The organism is Lelliottia sp., assembly GCF_045627565.1.
Taxonomy (GTDB): domain Bacteria; phylum Pseudomonadota; class Gammaproteobacteria; order Enterobacterales; family Enterobacteriaceae; genus Enterobacter.
The window spans coordinates 292,147-310,529 of sequence record NZ_JAZQNX010000044.1 but is presented as its reverse complement, the minus strand read 5'-3'; the positions used below and the strand labels follow the sequence as shown (position 1 = coordinate 310,529).

The 18,383-nt window shown below is 52.0% G+C and carries 16 protein-coding genes and 1 pseudogene; 10 read left to right on the top strand and 7 right to left on the bottom strand.

What is annotated here, in order from left to right:
• Positions 1-611: 611 nt before the first annotated feature.
• Positions 612-3,392, top strand: coding sequence for a flavocytochrome c (locus ACKI5T_RS21650; protein ID WP_407440085.1), 2,781 nt, complete (start codon positions 612-614; stop codon positions 3,390-3,392).
• Between the two features lie 89 nt (positions 3,393-3,481).
• Positions 3,482-4,447, top strand: a complete 966-nt coding sequence (locus tag ACKI5T_RS21645; RefSeq protein ID WP_407440083.1) for an FAD:protein FMN transferase — start codon at positions 3,482-3,484, stop codon at positions 4,445-4,447.
• On the opposite strand, the gene dcuR is transcribed toward ACKI5T_RS21645, so the two are convergent.
• A complete protein-coding gene (gene dcuR / locus ACKI5T_RS21640) occupies positions 4,428-5,147 on the bottom strand; it encodes a two-component system response regulator DcuR (RefSeq protein WP_407440081.1) in 720 nt (239 codons plus the stop codon). The genes ACKI5T_RS21645 and dcuR overlap by 20 nt on opposite strands.
• A complete protein-coding gene (locus tag ACKI5T_RS21635) occupies positions 5,144-6,760 on the bottom strand; it encodes a sensor histidine kinase (RefSeq protein ID WP_407440079.1) in 1,617 nt (538 codons plus the stop codon). The genes dcuR and ACKI5T_RS21635 overlap by 4 nt, the downstream gene beginning before the upstream one ends.
• A gap of 163 nt (positions 6,761-6,923) precedes the next feature.
• On the opposite strand from ACKI5T_RS21635, the gene ACKI5T_RS21630 reads away from it, so the two are divergent.
• Positions 6,924-7,787 (top strand): N-acetylmuramic acid 6-phosphate etherase, encoded by an 864-nt coding sequence (locus tag ACKI5T_RS21630; protein ID WP_407440078.1) that lies wholly within the window; start codon positions 6,924-6,926, stop codon positions 7,785-7,787.
• 57 nt (positions 7,788-7,844) lie between these two features.
• Here the strand turns inward: ACKI5T_RS21630 and ompC are convergent.
• Positions 7,845-8,959: pseudogene (gene ompC / locus ACKI5T_RS21625) on the bottom strand (porin OmpC).
• Between the two features lie 309 nt (positions 8,960-9,268).
• On the opposite strand from ompC, the gene ACKI5T_RS21620 reads away from it, so the two are divergent.
• Genes ACKI5T_RS21620 through ACKI5T_RS21610 form a run of 3 tightly spaced genes read left to right on the top strand, consistent with a single transcriptional unit; the run spans position 9,269 to position 11,919 of the window.
• Complete coding sequence (locus tag ACKI5T_RS21620) at positions 9,269-9,970, top strand: phosphohydrolase (RefSeq protein WP_407440076.1); 702 nt, start codon at positions 9,269-9,271, stop codon at positions 9,968-9,970.
• 43 nt (positions 9,971-10,013) lie between these two features.
• Entirely contained in the window at positions 10,014-11,447 is a 1,434-nt protein-coding gene (locus tag ACKI5T_RS21615) for a DNA cytosine methyltransferase (protein WP_407440074.1), read from the top strand.
• A complete protein-coding gene (locus tag ACKI5T_RS21610) occupies positions 11,428-11,919 on the top strand; it encodes a very short patch repair endonuclease (protein ID WP_407440073.1) in 492 nt (163 codons plus the stop codon). Before ACKI5T_RS21615 ends, ACKI5T_RS21610 begins: the two co-directional genes overlap by 20 nt.
• Here ACKI5T_RS21610 and yedA read toward each other — a convergent pair.
• Positions 11,891-12,805 (bottom strand): drug/metabolite exporter YedA, encoded by a 915-nt coding sequence (gene yedA, locus ACKI5T_RS21605; protein WP_407440071.1) that lies wholly within the window; start codon positions 12,803-12,805, stop codon positions 11,891-11,893. The genes ACKI5T_RS21610 and yedA overlap by 29 nt on opposite strands.
• Positions 12,806-12,982: 177 nt before the next feature.
• Here yedA and ACKI5T_RS21600 point away from each other — a divergent pair, with 177 nt between their 5' ends.
• From ACKI5T_RS21600 to dgcQ, 3 genes are all read left to right on the top strand, one after another.
• Complete coding sequence (locus tag ACKI5T_RS21600) at positions 12,983-13,894, top strand: DUF808 domain-containing protein (protein WP_407440069.1); 912 nt, start codon at positions 12,983-12,985, stop codon at positions 13,892-13,894.
• A 78-nt stretch (positions 13,895-13,972) separates the two neighbouring features.
• Positions 13,973-14,155 (top strand): YodC family protein, encoded by a 183-nt coding sequence (locus ACKI5T_RS21595; protein ID WP_015959549.1) that lies wholly within the window; start codon positions 13,973-13,975, stop codon positions 14,153-14,155.
• Positions 14,156-14,280: 125 nt separating this feature from the next.
• Entirely contained in the window at positions 14,281-15,975 is a 1,695-nt protein-coding gene (gene dgcQ / locus ACKI5T_RS21590; protein ID WP_407440067.1) for a cellulose biosynthesis regulator diguanylate cyclase DgcQ, read from the top strand.
• Here the strand turns inward: dgcQ and ACKI5T_RS21585 are convergent.
• Both ACKI5T_RS21585 and yodD read right to left on the bottom strand, forming a co-directional pair.
• Positions 15,942-16,769, bottom strand: coding sequence for a mannosyl-3-phosphoglycerate phosphatase-related protein (locus tag ACKI5T_RS21585; RefSeq protein WP_407440066.1), 828 nt, complete (start codon positions 16,767-16,769; stop codon positions 15,942-15,944). The genes dgcQ and ACKI5T_RS21585 overlap by 34 nt on opposite strands.
• Positions 16,770-17,074: 305 nt before the next feature.
• Positions 17,075-17,302 (bottom strand): YodD family peroxide/acid resistance protein, encoded by a 228-nt coding sequence (gene yodD, locus ACKI5T_RS21580; protein WP_015959546.1) that lies wholly within the window; start codon positions 17,300-17,302, stop codon positions 17,075-17,077.
• A 128-nt stretch (positions 17,303-17,430) separates the two neighbouring features.
• On the opposite strand from yodD, the gene dsrB reads away from it, so the two are divergent.
• The gene (gene dsrB / locus ACKI5T_RS21575; protein ID WP_015959545.1) at positions 17,431-17,619 is read left to right on the top strand and encodes a protein DsrB; all 189 of its coding nucleotides are present in this window, start codon (positions 17,431-17,433) and stop codon (positions 17,617-17,619) included.
• A 100-nt stretch (positions 17,620-17,719) separates the two neighbouring features.
• Here dsrB and rcsA read toward each other — a convergent pair whose 3' ends face one another.
• Positions 17,720-18,343, bottom strand: a complete 624-nt coding sequence (gene rcsA / locus ACKI5T_RS21570) for a transcriptional regulator RcsA (protein WP_015959544.1) — start codon at positions 18,341-18,343, stop codon at positions 17,720-17,722.
• Between the last annotated feature and the right edge of the window lie 40 nt (positions 18,344-18,383).

The window sequence follows — 18,383 nt, the reverse complement described above, 5'->3', positions numbered from 1 at the left end:
TTTGCGTCTTAAGTTGTCAGGAATACGGTTTGTCCGAAATAAGCGCGAGGTCTTTTTTACGTTTTTTTGCTTTCTTTAGTTATTTAAGACTCAGGTTTCTTATTTCTTGAATAACAATCCAACGCAAAATTGAATGCGGTGAATTAAAAAGTAGTGATATTTATATATTGCGCTTTTAAAGATGGATTCTATTGATCGGGATCATGAAATGAGAATTGGAGATGTATTTTTAGGCACCATTAATAACCCCAATGAGTTATGTGGATATAGCGTTTGGATTGAAGTTAATTCTCAACTTGAATTTTTTTTTGCAAACGATTAAATCACATACCCTGTTGATTTATATGTATTTTAATTTATTTATGATTTCTGGTTACGTAATCAAAAAGTTAACTGCTTTAATTTAAATGTAAACAATCAACATTAAAAAAACTAACACCAATGTATTATTTATGTTATCGAAGGAATTAAATAGTTTATTAACTAACGTAATAGCTTTAGTAACTAAAAATATCTTTATATTAATGTCATGACATCGGCAAAAAAATTAACCATAAACCGGACCGATAAAGAATTTTCGAATTTCATTTTTAAAGTTTGGAGTTTCTATTATGAGCACTAACGAACGCATTCTAAGCCCCTTCACATTACCGAATGGCACCGAGTTAAAAAACCGTTTGTTAATGGCCCCAATGACCACTTGCACAGGGTATTACGACGGGACGGTCACCAGCGAGCTGATGGAGTACTATCGCGCGCGTTCAGGTAGCATCGGCACCATCATCGTTGAATGCTGTTTTGTCGATGATTTAGGGCTGGCGTTCCCCGGCGCAATCGGCATTGATAACGACGAGAAAATCGCCGGGTTGGCAAAAATTGCCGATGCTATTAAGTCGAAAGGTTCCAAAGCGTTGCTGCAGATCTACCATGGCGGCCGTATGGTTGACCCGAAACTGATTGGCGGGCGCACGCCTGTGGGGCCAAGCGCCGTTGCCGCGCCGCGTGACGGGGCAGCCACGCCAGTCGCATTGAGTGGTGAAGACGTCTGTGCAATGGTCGGCAAGTTCGGTGAAGCCGTACGTCGCGCCATCCAGGCGGGTTTTGACGGCGTTGAAATTCATGGTGCAAATACGTATTTAATCCAGCAGTTCTACTCCCCGAACTCCAACCAGCGTGATGATGAGTGGGGCGGCAGTCGCGATAACCGCGCCAAATTCCCGCTGGCGGTACTCGACATCACCCACAAAATGGTGCGCCAGTACGCTGATGATGCCTTCATCATTGGCTACCGCTTCTCTCCGGAAGAGATGGAGGTGCCGGGTATCCGCTTCGAAGACACGATGTACCTGCTGGAAAAACTGGCGGTGCGCGGGGTGGATTATCTGCACTTTTCAGTAGGTGCGACGTTGCGCCCATCGATTGTCGAAACCCAGGATCCGACGCCGCTTATCGAAAAATATTGCGCCATGCGTTCAGACACGCTCGCGCAGATTCCGGTCATGGGCGTCGGTGGGGTAGTCAACGCAGCTGATGTGAACGAGGCGATTGACCACGGCTACGACTTGATTGCGGTGGGGCGCGCCACGATCGCCTACCCGGACTGGACCGATCGCATTGCGCAGGGTGAAACGCTGGAACTGTTTATGGACAGCACAAAGCGAGAAGCGCTGCACATTCCGGAGCCGCTGTGGCGTTTCTCGCTGGTAGAAGCGATGATCCGCGACATGAGCATGGGCGAGTCAAAATTCAAACCCGGCACGTTTATCGAAACAGTCCAGGATGACGCCAGCGAGCTGGTGGTTAGCGTCAGTCTCGAAACCGATCGTATCAGTGACATTGAGCTGGCATCCGGCTCTGACCACGACGTGGAGTTTGTGACCAGTTTTGAGGAGATCCGCAGCCGTATTCTCGATGCGAATACCCCCCATGTTGACGCCATTACTGGCGCTACCAGCCAGAGTGAAGCGGTGAAAAAAGCCGTCTCGAAAGCGATGGTGAAATCCGCCAAAGCCCTGGCGACAGAAGAGGGTGTCGATCCTAACGCGGCGAAATGTGTTGATGTCGTAGTAGTGGGCAGCGGTGGTGCAGGGCTGGCCGCGGCGATTCAGGCTTATGACGACGGGGCGAGCGTGCTGATTGTCGAGAAAATGCCGACCATTGGCGGGAACACCATTAAAGCGTCTGCGGGGATGAATGCCGCAGAAACCCGCTTCCAGCAAGTCAAAGGGATTCAGGACAGCAAAGAGCTGTTCTATCAGGAATCGCTGAAAGGTGGGCAGAACAGGAACAACCCGGAACTGCTGCGCCGCTTTGTGGAAAACGCACCAGAGGCTATCGAATGGCTGGCAACGCGCGGCATTATGCTCAATGACATCACCACCACCGGTGGGATGAGCATCGATCGTACACACCGTCCAAAAGACGGTTCTGCGGTGGGCGGTTATCTGGTAAGCGGTCTGGTACGCAACGTCAATAAACGCCATATCGACGTGATGCTGGACACTTCTGTGAGCGATATTATTGTCGAAAACGGGGAAGTGACAGGCGTGCGGCTGACCACGGAAGAGAATGAAACGGTCACCGTCACCACTAAAAGCGTGATCATGGCGACCGGCGGGTTTAGCGCCAACAGTCAGATGGTGGTGAAATATCGCCCGGATCTGGACGGTTTTGTTACCACGAACCACAAAGGCGCGACGGGCGGCGGGATTGCATTGCTGGAACGTATTGGCGCAGGGACCGTGGATATGGGCGAAATTCAGATTCACCCAACCGTTGAGCAGAACACCTCCTATTTGATTTCTGAATCCATTCGCGGCGGCGGCGCGATTCTGGTGAGTCAGCAGGGGAACCGTTTCTTTAACGAGATGGAGACGCGCGACAAAGTGTCCGCTCAAATTATCGCGCTACCTGAGAAATACGCGTACATCGTTTTTGATGAGCACGTTCGCGCCAAAAACAAAGCCGCTGATGAATACATCGCCAAAGGCCTGGTGACCAGCGCCAGCTCGCCGAAAGCGTTGGCGGAAGCGTTGGGGATGAACCATCACGCTTTCCTGGCTACGCTTGAACGCTATAACGGGTTTGTTGAAAAGCAGCACGACGATGATTTCGGTCGCACCACGGCGCTGCGTGCACCAATCCATGAAGGGCCATTCCATGCGATCCGCATCGCGCCCGGCGTGCATCACACCATGGGTGGCGTGACTGTCAATCCGGAAACCTGTGTTCTGGATAGCGCCCACAACGTCATTCCTGGCGCATTCGCAGCGGGTGAAGTGGTCGGTGGTATTCACGGCGGAAATCGCATTGGCGGTAACGCGGTGGCAGATATCATTATTTTTGGTACGCTTGCCGGACATCAGGCGGCGATGCGTTCGAAAAAAGCCTAGCTCAGCCGTTTTTGTTGACCGGAACGAGGTGTTACGGTCATTTCCCCGGCAGCGTTTGCCCGCCGGGGCTACCGTCAGGAGCCACTCCTATGCCAGATGACGACCGCGTCTACAGTTATTCCGCCGTTCTGATGGGCTCTCCCATTCTTCTCAAACTCTTCTCGCATAACGAAGCGCTCGCCGCGAAAGCGTTTCGTTTAATCAAACAGTACGAAGATTTACTGACCGTCAACCGCGCACACTCCCAGGTGATGGATATTAACCTCGCTGCTGGCAGGCACCCCGTCGCCGTCAGTCGACCGGTATTTGAGTTGATTCGCTGTGCAAAAGCGGCCAGTTTGCTGGAAAACAGCGCATTTAATCTGGCCATCGGTCCGCTGGTTAAGCGCTGGAAAATTGGCTTTCAGGGCGACAGCGTCCCGCCAGCCGATGAAATCATCACTCTGCTGACGTTAACCGATCCGACGGAAGTGGTGCTTGATGAGGCGGTATGCAGCGTGTTTCTTGCTCGGTCGGGAATGGAGATCGACCTTGGCGCCATTGCCAAAGGCTACATTGCTGACCGGGTACGGGATTTTCTGCGTAAAGAGGGCGAAACGCTGGGCTTGATTAATCTGGGCGGTAACATCCAGACGCTTGGCTCACCTGAAGGGGGCTGGACGGTCGGCATTAAAAAACCGTTCGGCGCTGCGGATGCGCTAATCGGTTCGCTGCAAATTGAAAACAAATCGGTGGTGACATCTGGAACCTATGAGCGCTATTTCGAGCGCGACGGCACGCGTTATCACCACATTTTAAACCCACGCACCGGTTATCCGCTGGATAACGAACTCGACAGCGTGACCATTATTTCGACGGACTCCATCGACGGCGATCTCTGGACCACGCTGGTTTACGGATTGGGCGTTGAGAAAGGCTGTGCCGCGCTGAGTGCGCGGCCAGACATTGAAGCGGTTTTCGTGACTAAAGCACGCGAGATTGTGTTCTCATCGATGCGTTACTTTCGTTTTACGCTGCTCGACAACCGCTATCGTCTTACTGGCAATACTGTCTGAGCAGCCCGATCTGTTCCGGCTGGAGCCGGTATCGATACACCGGACGACCGGTAGCCCCGTAATGAATGCTGGTAAACAAAATATTAATTTGTGCCAGCCAGATCAGGTATTTACGACAGGATACGCGTGAGATGCTGACCGCGTTCGCCAGATCATCGGTGGAAAACTCCATGTCGGGATGCCCGTCAATCCACTGACAAATTGTGCGCAGCGTCTGCGGGGTTAAGCCTTTCGGCAGGCGTTTGCTGTCTGCCAGTTCCGGCGCGCCGCCGTGCAGGAGACGATCAACGTCCGCCTGTTCATAATATTGATGTGAACCCATCAGATGTTTCTTTTCCTTCCAGCCGTTGAGCGCCTCTTCAAACCGCGGAAACTGGAACGGCTTAATCAGATAGTCCACCACGCCATAGTGCATAGAGGTCTGAATGGTGGTGGCATCGGAGGCCGATGAAATCATGATCACATCGATGGCGCGCCCAGAAGCACGGATAATTGGCAGCAAATCCAGACCATTGTCCTGCTGCATATAAACATCCAGCAGCACCAGATCGATAGCCTGGGTAGGGTTGCTAATGATGGACTGGGCCTGACTGAGCGTGGAGGCGACACCACAGCAGCTAAAACCCTCAACACGATTCACATACAGTCGGTTAAGGTCAGCCACCATGGCATCATCATCGACAATTAAGACATTTATCACGCGATTTTCCTCTCGCTATCCCAGGGGATCTGAACAAAAAATTGAGTAAACACGCCAGGCTCTGATTCTACGGCGATTTCACCGCCCAGTTTTTCGAGCTGCTGGCGGGCAAGAAATAATCCCACACCACGGTTTTCGCCTTTCGTCGAAAAACCTTTAGTAAAAATGTGCGCCAGACGCGAAGGGTCAATACCGGGACCGTCGTCGCTAATCTCACAGCTTAGCCAGCCGTTTTGATAATGCATCAGCAGGCTAATTTCGCCTTCGGGCTGGTCTGACATCGCGTCGAGTGCGTTTTCGATGAGATTTCCCAGCACCGTGATCAGCACCGTGACGTGTTCTGTATTTGGCGTGTCCGGCACCTGACACTCTTCCGCTAGCGTCAGGCTAATCCCCGCTTCCTTGGCGCGATTCATTTTCCCCAGCAGGAAACCGGCAATCACCGGGGATTTGATTTTGTTCTGAATGGCGCCAATATCCGTCTGATAATTTTGTGCCGTCTGGATAATGTACTCTTCCAGCTTGTCGTAGCGCTTCATGTGCAGCAGGCCCAGAATTACATGCAGCTTATTCATAAACTCATGGGAATGGGTCCGCAGGGCGTCCACGTAGCTCACCATTCCATCCATTCGCTGCATCAATTCCCGGATCTCGGTTTTGTCACGAAACGTACTGATCGCGCCAATCACTGCGTTCTGGCTTCTGACAGGAAAGGTGTTGCAAAGCAGCAGTCGGCCGTTGCAGTCGATCTCCTGATCCTGCAATGCCTTACCCGTTTGCGATACCCTGCGCAGCGAGGCGAGCATCGGAACGTGACGGGGCATATCCGCGCCTTGGGTCGGCAGAAGCAGAATCTGGCGGGCGGTGTGATTAATCATTGTCACGCGGCCCTGACTATCAATAGCAATCACGCCTTCCTTCAGGGATTGCAGCATCGCCTGACGCTGTTCAAACAGCGCAGAAATTTCGTAAGGCTCAAGACCAAACAGAATGCGTTTCAGCAAATGTACCAGGCCCCAGGTTCCCAGCGTACCCATTAACGCACTGAATAATACCGTCCAGATAACACCCCAGCGGCTGCGGCTGATCTCTTCATCCACTTTTTTGAGCGATATGCCAATCGCTACCACTCCGATTTGCCGGTGCTGGTCGTCATAAACCGGCGTGAAAACGCGCAGGGCTTCTGCCAGCACACCGTGGTTGACCGACACATTCTCATTTCCGGCAAGCGCGGGTTTAAGATCCTCGCCAATAAAATGATGGCCGATCAGGCGGGTATCAGGATGAGAATACCGTACACCCTGCATGTTGGTAACCACGGCAAAAAGCAGATCGTTGCGTCGGGTGATGGCCTCCGCGACGGGCTGAATCTGACTCTTCTCTGCGGATAACAGCAGGCCACGCTTGACGTCAGGACTGTCGGCCAGCGTTCTGGCGATGGCCAGGGCGGTGTCTTTCACGCCGTCCCGCGTCGCCTTGGTGATCTGCATAAAGTAGAGGGCAAAAATGACCAGCAACACCGAACCAATCACGCTGCTGACCATCAGCGTGACCAACGTGTTGAGTTTCATTGGCCGCTTGCGCGTCATGACTAAAGGCTGCACATCGCTCATCCGCACTCCATGGCTAATTATTAAGGGGTAATTATCGCTGATGACGGCGCTTTCTTAAAGCCATGTAAAAGCTTACGAATACATACCTTTTCGTGACCCCCTTCGCAGGTGACCTATATAAAACACTTTATAGTGTACGGGAATTCATACAAGGAGGCAGTTTATGAGCGTTAAGCTGAACGGTTTGGTCAAGGAAAGACGTCACGCGGATACGGCGGATATCGACAGGTTGTCGACCCTGGACATGCTGAATGTGATTCATCAGGATGATAAAAAAATTACCGACGCCATCACGCCGTTTTTACCCGTCATTGCCCGCATTGTCGATAATGCGGCCGCGACATTGAGTCACGGTGGCCGCCTGGTCATCGTTGGTGCAGGGGCGTCAGGCCGGGCGGCGATTCAGGCTGCCTTAGAATTTGCGCCAGGCAAACATCCCGTCATAGCGCTTGAAGCCGGAGACGGCGCTGCAAATTATGATCGGGGCGTAGCTGACCTTCAGGCGATTAATTTTGGCGAGCACGATATGATGCTGGCACTGACGGTCAGTGGCAAAACGCCGTGGGTCTGGGGCGCTATGCGGCATGCCTGGTCGCTAAGATCGCCGGTTGCCATCATCACCAGCGACGAGCGGAGCGAAGCGGCGCAGCTGGCGAGTATGGTGATTGCTCCGCAAACGGGAGCGGATGTGGTCGCTGGTTTTCATACCGTCAAAGCTGCGATGGCGCAAAAACTGATCCTGAATATGATTTCGACCGGGTTAGCTGTCCGTTCAGGGCGGGTTTACAGCAATATGCGTGTGGATCTGGAAGCCAAAAACACCCGGTGGGCCGAAAGACAAATCGCGATAGTGATGGAAGCGGGCGGGTGTACGCGTAACGTGGCGAAAGCGGCGCTAGAAAGCAGTAATTATCACTGCAAAACAGCCGTACTGATGGTCATGACTGGTCTGGATGCCTGGCAGGCGCGCGATTTGCTGGAGCAGAATAATGGTTTTATTCGCGTCGCGTTACAGGAAGCACCGTAATATTTCTGCGCTGCTAATAAAAAAGGCCGCAATAGCGGCCTTTAAAATCGATAACGATTAGAACTGATAAACCATGCCTACCGCGGTGATGTCATCGGTGCTGATGCCATTCACCTGACAGAACATATCGTCTTCATCCAGCAGGTTAATTTTATAATCTGCATAAATGGACATATTTTTTTTGAAATAATAGCTTGCGCCAATATCAGCATATTTAACCAGATCTTTTTCACTGCCGAAGACGGTATTCAGATCCTGACCTTTAGAGATCAGAATAGACAATGCCGGACGCAGGCTAAAATCAAACTGGTATTGCGCGGTGCCTTCAAAGTTTTTAGTTTTGTTAGCGACTACGTAATTTTTATTGCCGTACGGCGTTATATTACGGGTCTGAGATTACATGGCCGCCAGATAGATATTGTTGGCGTCATATTTAATCCCCGCCGTCCAGGCTTCTGCTTGTTCGCCGCCAGCTGCCGTGGTGGAATTCACCTGATCGGTTGTACGGTCAGACGAGGCGAATGCTACACCGGCGCTAAAGCCCATGCCGATATTGTAGGTTGAAGAAATACCGAAGCCGTCACCGTTTTCATGACGCACATCGCGACCGTTATTGGTGCCTTCGTTGCCATTGCCCTCGCTTTCATTATTACCCTGATACTGCAGCGCAAAGTTCAGGCCTTCCACCAGACCGTAAAGATCCGTGCTGCGGTAAGTCGCCACGCCGTTGGCGCGGTTGGTCATAAAGTTATCTGCTTTACTGTAGGTGTCGCCGCCAAATTCTGGCAGCATATCTGTCCAGTCTTCAACATCGTACAGCACACCGTAGTTACGACCGTAATCGAATGAACCATAATCACCAAACTTCAGACCTGCGAAGGCCAGGCGCGTCCAGGACTGGTTGGTTGAGCTCTCGGTGTTATTGGCCTGGAGGTTGTATTCCCCTGACCGTAACCCGTCAGCAGCTCATTGATCTGCGTTTCGCCTTTAAAGCCCGGACGTGCATAAGACTGATCGCCATCCGCGCCAGTATCCTCAGAGAAGTAGTGAAGACCATCCACTTTGCCGTAAAGATCTAATTTATTGCCATTCTTGTTATAAGTTTCTGCCGCGTTCGCCGCACCTGTGACCAGTAAAACAGGCACTAAAATAGCCAATGCTTTTCTTTTCATTATATATTCCTTTTGAATGTCATTCACGTGAATATACGTAATCACTCTCCGTAATTACATCAGCGATACTATTCGAAACATAAAATTAATTTTCAATAATAAATGTAATTATAAAGGTTTTAATATATTGAATTTTTATAGGTTTATTATCACCAATTTTATATTTGTAATGAATTCCCATACGTAAATGCTGAAATGCAATGCCTGAGATAAGTAAACGCACAGTGATTTATCGTCAATCTATGGGCCCCCCCAAGTGCCAGGGCGACAGAAAGTTGCTATGGTGAACGCTTTAATGAAGGAGGGATTATGGCGCTTACCCAGTGGCAGCAACGCTTCGAAAACTGGCAAACAGAAAATCATGACACGGATGATACCGCCCATGACATGTCGCATTTTCGCCGCGTATGGATGACGGCGCAGCGAATGATGTTCGGGCAATCCGTCGACCCGCTGGTCATTCTTACGGCATGTTATTTCCATGATATTGTCAGCCTGCCAAAAAATCACCCTGAGCGCGGCCAATCCTCGCGGCTTGCGGCGCGCAAAACCGGCCAAATTCTGCACGACGACTTCCCCGATTTTCCTCAGGCAATTATCCCCGCCGTACAACACGCCATCGAAGCGCACAGTTTTAGCGCGGGCATTGCACCGCAAACTCTTGAGGCGAAAATTGTGCAGGATGCTGACAGGTTAGAGGCCCTCGGCGCTATTGGGTTGGCTCGCGTTTTTGCGGTGTCAGGCGCGCTGGGTGTTGCCCTGTTTGATGCCAACGATCCCTTTGCTGAGTCGCGCGAATTGAATGATAAAACCTTTGCGCTTGACCATTTTCAGACCAAGCTATTACGTCTGCCTGATACCATGCAAACCGAAATGGGGCGCGAATTTGCGCGTCATAACGCCGATTTCCTGGTGCACTTTATGGCGAAACTGAGCGCAGAATTGCAGGGCGATTATCCTGGCATCGATTCGCAGGTGTTGAGCCGATTCCAGCGCAGTCTGTCACGCTGAACTATGGTAATCTGTTACCAGTCTTTTTCGTCCGGTTGAAGGTATGCAGGAAAAACTATCAGTGACTGAGCCCGCACTCATGCTGGCAGAGAAATCAACGGCAGCGGTGCAGGATTTACTGTGCAAACTGCTGACCATCTATGACGCCAAAACGCTGGTCAATCAACTGAATGCGCAAGGCGAAAGCCACTGGAGCCCGGCAATTCTTAAACGGCTGGTTTCCAGCGAGCGGGCCGGCCATCGGCTGAGCGAGGGGGAGTTTGCGCTCCTGCACAATCTGCTCCCACGCCCACCAGCGATTCATCCTAATTATGCTTTCCGCTTCGTCGATCTGTTTGCGGGTATCGGAGGCATACGCCATGGTTTTGAGGCCATTGGCGGACAGTGCGTCTTTACCAGCGAATGGAATAAACATGCGGTGCGTACCTATAAAGCAAACTGGTACTGCGATCCGCACACCCACCAGTTCAATGAAGATATTCGCGATGTCACGTTAAGCCATAAAAGTGGCGTTACGGATGCTGAAGCGGCTGACCATATCCGACGCACCATTCCGGCGCATGATGTTCTGCTGGCGGGCTTCCCGTGTCAGCCGTTTTCGCTGGCCGGTGTGTCCAAAAAGAACGCCCTCGGACGTGCCCATGGCTTTGCCTGCGATACGCAAGGCACGCTGTTTTTTGACGTGGTGCGCATTATCGACGCACGTCGCCCGCCTATTTTTGTCCTCGAAAACGTCAAAAACTTAAAAAGTCACGACGGCGGGAAAACCTTCCGCATTATTATGCAAACGCTCGATGAACTCGGCTACGACGTGGCCGATGCCCAGGATATGGGCGCGAACGATCCCAAAATTATTGATGGCAAACATTTCTTGCCTCAGCACCGTGAGCGCATTGTGTTGGTCGGGTTTCGCCGCGATTTAAACCTGAAAGGTGATTTTACCCTGCGGGATATTCCTTCGCTGTATCCGGCGCATCGTCCGTCCGTTGCTGAACTGCTGGAACCCGCATTCGACGCCAAATTTATCCTGACCCCCGTGCTGTGGAAATATCTCTATCGCTATGCCAAAAAGCATCAGGCGAAGGGCAACGGTTTTGGTTTTGGGATGGTGGACCCGCGCAATCCGCACAGTGTCACCCGCACGTTGTCTGCGCGCTATTACAAAGATGGCGCCGAGATCCTCATTGACCGCGGCTGGGATAAAGCCCTGGGCGAAATTAATTTTGACGATCCGCAGAATCAGCGCCATCGTCCGCGCAGGCTGACGCCGCGTGAGTGCGCGCGTCTGATGGGATTCGAGTCGCCTCAGGGGCACAGTTTCCGCATTCCGGTTTCTGATACCCAGGCCTATCGACAGTTTGGCAATTCCGTGGTCGTTCCGGCGTTTGCGGCGGTGGCAAAACTGCTGGAATCGAGAATTAAACAGGCGGTCAAATTGCGCCAGGGTAAGGCCGTCAATGACGGATGTGCACAGTAAGGCGACGCGCAGCAAAAACATGCGTGCTATCGGCACGCGTGATACTGCAATTGAAAAACGGCTTTCAGGCCTGTTAACGCAAGCGGGTTTTGAGTTTCGCGTTCAGGATACCGCGCTGGCGGGGCGGCCTGATTTCGTGCTCGACAGCTATCAGTGCATCATCTTCACCCACGGCTGTTTCTGGCACCATCACGACTGTTATTTGTTCAAAGTGCCCGCCACGCGCACCGAGTTCTGGCTGGCGAAAATTGGTAAAAACGTCGAGCGTGATAAACGCGATAACGCCATTTTACTGGCTCAGGGATGGCGAGTGCTTATTGTCTGGGAGTGCGCGCTGCGTGGCAGGCTAAAACTTGATGACGCTGCCCTGACGGAGCGCCTGGAAGAGTGGATCTGCGGCGGTGGCCAGACCGCGCAGATCGATACGTCAGGAATTCATCTGCTTACGGTTTTTCCACCTCACACGGCGTAACAATGGGTTTTGCCGGGAAAAGGTATTTCCCGAGCTTGACCAGCACCACCGCCATGATAATCACGCCCAGCGCTAACCACTCGACGGATGACAGCGTCTCGCCTGCAAACGATGTCCCTAACAGCACGGCCACCACCGGGTTAACGTACGCGTAGCTGGTGGCGACGGCTGGGCTGACGTTACGGATCAGGAACATATAAGAGTTAATGGCGATAATCGAGCCGAAAATCGCCAGATAACCCACCGCCAGAAAACCAGAAAGACCCGGTATGGCTGTGAGCTTTTCGCCGGTGATCGTGGAGGCGATTAACAGCACAATTCCCGCTGCCAGCATCTCAATCGCGCCCGCCATCATCCCGGACGGTAATTCGATGCGCGATCCCAGGACGGAACCAAACGCCCAGCTCAGGGAACCCATCAGGATCAACAGCGCTCCCCACGGATTACCGCTCAGGTTGCCGCCGCTGTTAAGTAAAATAATTCCCGCCAGGCCAATACCAATGCCCATCCATTCCAGTTTGCGGGTGCGAATGCCGAACAGACGGCTAAAGCACAGCGTAAACAGGGGAACCGTCGCGACGACTACGGCTGCAATGCCTGACGGCACGTTCTGATGTTCAGCCACCGTAACAAAACCATTACCGACAGCGAGCAGGAGCAGGCCGATCAGCGCCGCGTTTATCATCGGACGCAGCGGGGGTAATCGATGACCACGAAGCAGTAAAAAGGCCAGCAGCAACACGCCAGCCGATAAAAAGCGGATGCCTGCCATCATCAGCGGGGGCCAGCTTTCCACACCGACGCGAATGACAAAATAGGTGGAACCCCAAATGATATACAGCGAAAAAAGTGCTCCAATAAGCGGTAATAGTTGCCTGAAACGCATAGTCCCTCACGGCGAATTAAAAAGGTCGCTCATAGTAAACGTCAAAACTATCGTGCTGGCGAGTGCTTTAGTTGTATCAATGATGTGAATTATTTGTTGACTTAAGGTGCAGGTTTCGAGGTTCGGATTTTTGCTCCATACTATTCACTTAATTATCAAAATAAGAAGGATCAGATTTTGGCAGGAAGTAGCTTATTAACATTATTGGATGATATTGCCACGTTGCTGGACGACATATCGCTGATGGGGAAACTGGCCGCGAAAAAGACGGCTGGTGTATTGGGCGACGACTTATCGCTTAACGCTCAGCAAGTGTCTGGCGTTCGCGCCAACCGCGAGCTGCCCGTGGTGTGGAGCGTGGCAAAAGGGTCATTTCTCAATAAGGTGATTCTGGTGCCGCTGGCGCTGCTGATCAGCGCGTTTATCCCGTGGGCCATTACGCCGTTGTTGATGATAGGCGGTGCGTTCCTCTGTTATGAGGGCGTTGAGAAGGTGCTGCACTCGTTTGCCTCACGCAAGGATGAAGAGACGCCGCAGGCTCGCCAGCAGCGCCTGGAGGCGCTTGCCGCGAAGGACCCGCTCGCCTTTGAACGCGATAAGGTCAAAGGCGCGATTCGGACTGATTTCATTCTGTCAGCCGAAATCGTCGCCATCACGCTGGGGATTGTGTCAGAAGCCCCGCTGCTGAATCAGGTGCTGGTGCTCTCCGGTATCGCGATTGCCGTGACGATTGGCGTTTATGGCCTTGTCGGGGTGATCGTTAAGCTCGATGACATGGGCTACTGGCTGGTGGAAAAATCTCATGCTGTGGCGAGAATCGTCGGCAAAGGATTGCTGGTACTGGCGCCATGGCTAATGAAAAGTTTGTCGGTGATCGGCACGCTGGCGATGTTCCTGGTTGGTGGCGGGATTGTGGTTCATGGCATTGCACCGCTGCATCACGCCATTGAACATTTCGCTCAGGGGCAGGGGAGCGTGGTGGCCGCGATTTTACCGATGATCGTCAATCTGGTGATTGGCTTTATCATTGGGGCCATCGTCATCGCGGGCGTGAAAGGTATCGCCAAACTGCGCGGTGTTTCGCACTAAATGTTCTACCCGCGCTATGGAAAAAGGGCCATTCCTCGTCTAGATTGAAACAGTTTCACCCTGATACTGGAGGCGGTTATGGTCTTTGTGGTCAGTGATGAAGTTAAGCCTAAAAATGGTGGCCCACGTATGATTGTCACGGGATATTCTAGTGGCATGGTGGAATGCCGGTGGCATGACGGTTTCGGCATCAAGCGAGAAGCTTTTCGTGAAGAGGAGCTACAGCCGGGTGACAAACCGCAGCGACGCGATACGGCTTAATCACGTAAAGCCCGGCATGTCCGGGCTTTTTGTTGACTATCGCTTCAGGCGATGCGTGACTCAATGTATCGGACCGTCGAGCTTAGGTATGATGCGTACAGTGAAGATGTGAGCAGGGAGTTTGTGTGCAGCGCGATACCTTTGTCATCAAGAAAAATCTGCTGGAACGGTTACGTCACCATCCTGGGCAAATCGTTAACGTATGTTTTCTGGTTGTTCTCATTGTTTCCACGATTCTGACATGGCGAGAAGTCGTCGTGCTGGAAGACGCGTACATCTCAAGCCAGCAAAACCATCTGCAAAACGTGGCCAATTCGCTGGACCGGCAGCTTCAGTACAGTGTCAATAAACTGCTCTTTTTCCGCCAGAGCATGGGTGACGCGCTGCAAACACCACTTGGGCTGCGCGCCTTGCACGATGCCGTCCTGAGTTTTAACCATTTGCGCACTAAATCCTTCTGGCAGCTGGATGTTGAGCAGCGGCGTGCATTGCCGATAAACGGCGTGTCAGATGGCATGGTTGAGCGGACCACACTTCTGACACGCGATGACCAACGTCTCGGCGGGGAACTCTCTGCGGCGCTGGAGGTGGGCTATTTGCTGCGCCTTGCCGTCTCGCGCGCCAATAATAAAGAAAAGCGCATCACCTACGTCTCGCGTGCGGGCTTTTTTGTGTCGACGGAACCCGCCGCGCTCAACAACTCCATCGTTTCTCGTTACTACACTCTGGTGACTCGCCCGTGGTTTACTCACCAGACTGACCGCGACAATCGCGCCCGCGCGGTGCGCTGGTTTATGGCTCCCGCTTCCGCATCACAGAATGAACGCCTGATCACCGCCAGCGTGCCGGTGTATCAGGACAACTACTGGTACGGTGTGCTGGCGATGGATTTCACGCTTCCGACCATGACACAACTGCTGATGGACGCCGTCGATCAGCGCAAAGACTGTGAATACCAGTTGTATGACAATCGTCTCAATTTGATTGCGACCTCTGAAGAAAACGCCGACAGCGTCATTCAATTTGATGCGCAAGAGCTCGCTCAAATCGCGCAGGCGGTGGAAAACGATACACAAGGTGGCCTGCGGTTAAACACGCGGTTTATCAGTTGGGAACGCCTGGAACATTTTGATGGTGTGGTGCTGCGAGTCCACTCCCTCAAAGACGGCGTGCGGGGGGAATTTGGCAGTATCAGTATTGCCCTCGCGTCGTTATGGGCGCTCTTTACGGCGACGCTGCTGATTTCGTGGCTGGTGATCCGTCGGATGGTGAGCAACATGTTTACGCTGCAAAATTCATTGCAGTGGCAGGCCTGGCACGATCCGTTAACCCGACTCAACAACCGTCGTGCGCTCTTTGACCGGGCACAGGCGTTGGCCGAGGAGTGCCGCCAGCAGCAACTGCCGTTCTCCGTCATACAGCTCGATCTCGACCATTTCAAAAGCATTAACGATCGCTTCGGTCATCAGGCGGGTGACAAAGTGCTGTCCCACACGGCCCGGCTGATTACTCATGCGTTGCGAAGTAGCGATGTGGCAGGCCGAGTGGGCGGTGAGGAGTTTTGCGTAGTGCTGCCGGGCGCGACAGCGGAGCAGGCGGCCAGTGTGGCGGAGCGCATTCGGGTGTCCATTAACCGAAAAGAGATCCTGGTGAAGAAGAGCACCACGGCGCGGGTCAGCGCCTCGCTTGGCGTCAGCAGCACGGAAGAGAACGCCAATTTCGATTTTGAGCAGTTGCAGTCCATTGCCGATGCGCGTCTTTATCTGGCGAAACAGCAGGGCCGAAATCAGGTGGTGTGTCGCGGCCCGGATAAAAAATGATCCAGCCCTTCTCGCCAGCCCTCAGGCCCCGCCTGTTGAGTGTGATACACCCGTTCGGGGATATCCTCCTGGAGCCGGATCCCGAGTCGATTGATGCTTTTGACCACCACGGCGTAATCGACATTATCAAGCAGCGGGGCGTCGTTTGGACCGTCGCCAAGGCCGATGGTGGTCGGCACAAACCCCTCGCGCTTGCGGTATTCGTCAATTAACCAGTTGACCGCCTGATCTTTCCCGCCGCGCGCATCCAGAATGTGCCAGAACCGCGCGCCCTGAATGAATTTGAATCCCATCTGGGCCAGCTCAGCTTCAAACTTCGTCATCTGTTCATCGCTGTCCCGCCAGATAAGGGTCACCGACGCCTCATGCAGTCGCGCCAGGGATGATCTTTCGCGATTAAGCCCGGTCCACTCGCCGATAACCTGTTCATCAACATCATCAAACGTCGTGAGTTTATAGCCGTCGCGCGCGCGAAGAGAGTTAATAACATCGCAAATATCGCTGTGCGGCGTGCCATTGATCAGCCTCGGCGCATCGGGATGGTCATCCCAACGCACATCCAGCTGGATGACCGCGCCGTTCTCGGCAATAAACGGCAATCCATCCAGCCCCAAATCCCGCTGGATTTCAAGCGTTTCTGCGGCTGTTTTGCTGCTGCACAGAATGACGGGGATCTGGTGATCCTGCAGCTTATCCAGCCACGCAGAGGCGGGTCGCCAGTCGTAGGTATGGATATCCAGCAGCGTTCCATCGAGATCGGTAAAGACTAAAAGCGTCTCCTTGAGTAAAGACATGGCGTCTCCTGATTAACCGTTGTTTTCAGAACAGACCTAAGATAAATCCCAAAATAAATCGTGCTTTTACGTGCGCGATAATGGAAACGATCCCAACAACCCTTTAGCCGTCAGTGCTGGGTATTTATAACTAAAACGAGGGGTCATAGAACAAAGTATTTATGACCGGAATATATCCTTGTCATGCAAAAAAATTGGGGATAAGGTAAATCCCACATCAGATTTCCTGGTGTAACGAATTTACAAGTGCTTCTTGCATAAGCAAGTTCATCCCGGTCATCCCCATGACCGGGATTTTTTTCGTCTCAACGATTCACTTCCGTCACGCTAAAATCATGAATATCTAATTCGAACGCCTCTGCCAGTTCGCGATAGGTGTGGTAGTCGTGCCCATTGACAACCACGCGGGTGGGGTCATCTTCAGTGCGACGCACTTCGCTTTCACTGATCTCGTTAATGGCGGCCAGCAGGGCATCGACATCCACGTTCACTTCTCGTTTGGCGGTCTCGCTGTACTCTTTCGCGGTTTTCATTACGCATACCTCATTTCACCGGATTCAGCGTTAAGTATAGACTGCCCACAAAAGCGGCAATCATTCAGGCAGACGCTGCCAGTTGTTGCGAATTGTTCTACACTGGCTCAAAACCACAGGAGGATTTTATGAAGGTCAACGATCGGGTAACCGTAAAGACAGACGGTGGACCGCGCCGTCCGGGCGTAGTGCTGGCAGTCGAACAATTTAGTGAAGGCGTGATGTACCTGGTGTCGCTGGAAGATTATCCGCTTGGGATCTGGTTCTTTAACGAGATGGGGCATTCCGACGGGATCTTTGTCGAACTCGCTGAGTAGTGGCGTGTCGGGTGAGATGCTGCTTACCCGACTCACTTCATCGAACGAAAAATCTCTGGCGAGGCCAGAGATTGATGGGGCGCAAAAGAGAATAAAACGATTAACGCATGTTCACAAAGATGCCATTTGTCACATTATCCGTCAGACGAACAACATGATAGATAACTTGTTTATTATGCGTTTTAATTTTCCTTTTAATATTTCCCTTATGTGATGAAACGGTTTTTGCTTTGATATTCATCTGGTCGGAAATCTGAATTGTCCCTTGTCCCGCCATCCACATTCGCAACATACTTGATTCAGTACGGCTTAATGATAACGTGGGTAAGTTAAATTCTCCTACACTCTTCGCTTCTTTATTTAAATAATCACCCAAAATGTCATCCAGTGACTCGGGTTTAATCGACTTCGAACTGATCAATAAGTTTTTACGCACCAACAAATACTCATCGAAATGGATATTCGCAATTGCCATAAAAACAATAAACAGGGTTTTAGGATGCTGATTAATGATTTGCTTAATGTGCTGACTGTTGGCTGGATCGTGAATGAAACAGTCCTCATTAATAAACACCACGCCGGGCTTGTATGCTTCACAAGCGGCTGCAAGTTCGTCAACATCGTGTACATCATTGACGTCTCGTTTTTTGACCCCTCTACTTGCAAGATACCCGGTTAGCCCTAGCCGGGTGTAACTGCATAAATCCATAATGATCGTTGACATGGCATACCCTCACTCAATGCGTAACGATAATTCACCATCT

What these genes read in the sequence shown, in the direction of transcription:
- ACKI5T_RS21650 (WP_407440085.1), top strand. Translation starts at nt 612, where the DNA reads ATGAGCACTAACGAACGCATTCTAAGCCCCTTCACATTACCGAATGGC.
- ACKI5T_RS21645 (WP_407440083.1), top strand. Translation starts at nt 3,482, where the DNA reads ATGCCAGATGACGACCGCGTCTACAGTTATTCCGCCGTTCTGATGGGC.
- ACKI5T_RS21635 (WP_407440079.1), bottom strand. Translation starts at nt 6,760, where the DNA reads ATGAGCGATGTGCAGCCTTTAGTCATGACGCGCAAGCGGCCAATGAAA.
- ACKI5T_RS21630 (WP_407440078.1), top strand. Translation starts at nt 6,924, where the DNA reads ATGAGCGTTAAGCTGAACGGTTTGGTCAAGGAAAGACGTCACGCGGAT.
- ACKI5T_RS21620 (WP_407440076.1), top strand. Translation starts at nt 9,269, where the DNA reads ATGGCGCTTACCCAGTGGCAGCAACGCTTCGAAAACTGGCAAACAGAA.
- ACKI5T_RS21615 (WP_407440074.1), top strand. Translation starts at nt 10,014, where the DNA reads ATGCAGGAAAAACTATCAGTGACTGAGCCCGCACTCATGCTGGCAGAG.
- ACKI5T_RS21610 (WP_407440073.1), top strand. Translation starts at nt 11,428, where the DNA reads ATGACGGATGTGCACAGTAAGGCGACGCGCAGCAAAAACATGCGTGCT.
- yedA (WP_407440071.1), bottom strand. Translation starts at nt 12,805, where the DNA reads ATGCGTTTCAGGCAACTATTACCGCTTATTGGAGCACTTTTTTCGCTG.
- ACKI5T_RS21595 (WP_015959549.1), top strand. Translation starts at nt 13,973, where the DNA reads ATGGTCTTTGTGGTCAGTGATGAAGTTAAGCCTAAAAATGGTGGCCCA.
- ACKI5T_RS21585 (WP_407440066.1), bottom strand. Translation starts at nt 16,769, where the DNA reads ATGTCTTTACTCAAGGAGACGCTTTTAGTCTTTACCGATCTCGATGGA.
- yodD (WP_015959546.1), bottom strand. Translation starts at nt 17,302, where the DNA reads ATGAAAACCGCGAAAGAGTACAGCGAGACCGCCAAACGAGAAGTGAAC.
- dsrB (WP_015959545.1), top strand. Translation starts at nt 17,431, where the DNA reads ATGAAGGTCAACGATCGGGTAACCGTAAAGACAGACGGTGGACCGCGC.
- rcsA (WP_015959544.1), bottom strand. Translation starts at nt 18,343, where the DNA reads ATGTCAACGATCATTATGGATTTATGCAGTTACACCCGGCTAGGGCTA.